We start from the raw sequence: 2,518 nt of genomic DNA, 5'->3' as shown, positions 1-2,518 counted from the left end.
ATTTACGCTACCGTAATTCAAGCATTTAAAACCTTTTTATTTTTTTTGTATTCCAATCTGATAGTTAAAAAGCTGAGATATATAATATGTGTTAACTAAAAAAAAATGTGGTTTACAAAAAGCTTTTCTACTATTATTATTTAAACAAGGCATGGAGGTCGACCGGTCTAAACCTTAATCAAATGTATGTATAAAAAAATTCAATTTATTTAGAATATTTAGGAATTCAATATTTTAATAATGGCTACTATGCAAAATTGAAATGATTTAATTTGTATAGTGCAAATGGAGAGGGAAATTATATGACAACCAAAGAAATGGTTTATTCAGCATTGTTTGCAGCTTTAATCGGAGTTTTAGGGCTAATTCCTCCAATTCCTTTAGGATTCATACCGGTACCAATTACTGCACAAACATTAGGCGTTATGCTTGCAGGATGCTTTTTAGGTAGAAAGATGGGCGGATTGAGTTTAATAGTTTTTATAGTATTGGTTGCAATTGGTGCGCCGTTATTAACAGGTGGCCGTGGTGGACTTGCTGTATTGGTGGGGCCATCAGCAGGGTATATTTGGAGTTGGCCGCTAGCTGCTTTTATCATCGGTTACTTTACTGAAAAAGTCTGGTCTAACGTCAAAACATGGAAAGTCGTTATCGTTAACATATTTGGCGGGGTACTTTTGATTAACTTAATTGGTGCACCTATTATGGCTCTTATTACAAATACATCGGTATGGGCAGGTTTAATGGCGAGTATTGCGTTTTTACCAGGGGATTTAATTAAAGCATTCATTGCAGCGATAATTGCTGTGCAATTAAAATCAGTGAGTCCAATTCAAGAACGACTGGCAGCAGCAGAAGAGGAATAATGACAACAAAAATGGTGGGACGGTTTTCTTCTTTATTTGGATTGAATAATGTGAATGAAAGGTATTAATAACATGAATATAACTGACCAAATAACGATGTACAAAGACATCTGTCCTGAAAAAGTGGCAGTGCAGCTTGGAAATCGACAACTAACATACAGTGCTTTAGTTGACTCGATGAATCAAATTGCAAATGGCTTATCGAATGTGGAACATTCATCAAAATCGAATATAGCCATTTTAATGTCTAATTGTGTTGAATTCATTCAAATCTTCGTTGGAGTAGTCAAAGCTGGTTTGATTCCTGTACCACTTGATCCGAAATGGAGTGCATCTGAAATTCGATACGTATTGACAAAATGTGAGCCTGTTTTGTTGTTTATCGAAGGAAGTTTAGCGGATAAAGTGGAAGAGGAAGGTATTCCAACTATAATAGTTGAGCCAGATGGCACGGAGGACGATTTTTCAAACTGGCTTGCTTCTAATGCAGTGGAAGAACCTATAACCCCATTGATAAATGAAGTTTTATTTTTAGGTTTTACATCAGGAACAACAGGTACACCAAAAGGGTATATTCGTACACATTTATCTTGGCTAGAAAGCTTTTATTCAACGAATAAGGCATTTAATCTCAAGTTCTGTGACCATATATTAGCGCCGGGACCTCTTGTCCATTCATTGTCATTATTTGCAGCAATCCAAACATTGTTTATAGGTGCGACTTTTCATATTATACGTAAATTTACACCAGCTGATGTACTGAAAGTTTGTCAGCACGTAGAAGAGACAACTATTTTCCTTGTCCCGACTATGATTCAAGCAATAATGGATTACGCAGTGAGGGCCCCGCATCCTTATCATGTGCCAAAAGCGGTTATTTCTTCAGGAGCAAAATGGTCAGCAGCCTCTAAAGAAGGGGTAATGGAAGTATTTCCGAATCTGGATATTTATGAATTTTATGGTTCATCAGAGGCCAGTTATATTTCCTATTTAACGCCTCAAAATAATAGATTAAAGCCAGATACAGTCGGTAAGCCATTTCCGCAAGTGAAAATTTCAATTAGAGATATGGATGGCCAGGAAGTGAAGACAGGGGAAGTGGGTCAGTTATTTGTTTCAAGTGAGATGATATTTTCGGGTTATTTTCAGCAAGAGGATGAAACAAATAATGTTTTGAAAGACAATTGGTTAAAGTTAGGTGATTACGCAAGGCGGGATGAAGAGGGTTATCTTTACATAGAAGGTCGGGCAAAAAACATGATTGTAAGTGGGGGTCTGAACATATTTCCGGAAGAAATTGAACGGGTATTGATGCAATTACCGGAAATTGAAGCAGTAATGGTGACAAGTTTACCYGACGCTTACTGGGGTGAAAAGGTCATCGTACTTGTACAGTGGAAACAGGGATACACACTCAACTTACAAGAAGTAAAAAGCCATTGCCGGAAGTATCTGGCATCCTACAAAACCCCGCAAGAACTAATCGAAGTCACAGCATTTCCTTATACAAGTAGCGGGAAAATTGCGCGTAACCTTGTAAAACAACAAATGATAGAGGTGTGCCGATGAGAGAAGTTGTTATTGTAGAAGCCAAAAGGACACCTATAGGAAAATTAGGTGGTGTATTCAAAAATCTAGAACCAGAGGATTTG

General features: G+C 37.2%; 2 protein-coding genes. Both read left to right on the top strand.

Features of this window, described 5'->3' with window-relative positions:
* Positions 1–302 precede the first annotated feature (302 nt).
* Positions 303–866, top strand: coding sequence for a biotin transporter BioY (locus AC1DUW_RS25795; protein ID WP_056529505.1), 564 nt, complete (start codon positions 303–305; stop codon positions 864–866).
* Between the two features lie 72 nt (positions 867–938).
* Positions 939–2,435 (top strand): AMP-binding protein, encoded by a 1,497-nt coding sequence (locus tag AC1DUW_RS25790; RefSeq protein WP_477643817.1) that lies wholly within the window; start codon positions 939–941, stop codon positions 2,433–2,435.
* Positions 2,436–2,518: the final 83 nt, after the last annotated feature.

The organism is Peribacillus sp. P4_C12 (assembly GCF_056402095.1).
The sequence above is the reverse complement of the archived record's forward strand: the minus strand, read 5'-3'. Positions and strand labels throughout refer to the sequence as shown.

What these genes read in the sequence shown, in the direction of transcription:
- AC1DUW_RS25795 (WP_056529505.1), top strand. Translation starts at nt 303, where the DNA reads ATGACAACCAAAGAAATGGTTTATTCAGCATTGTTTGCAGCTTTAATC.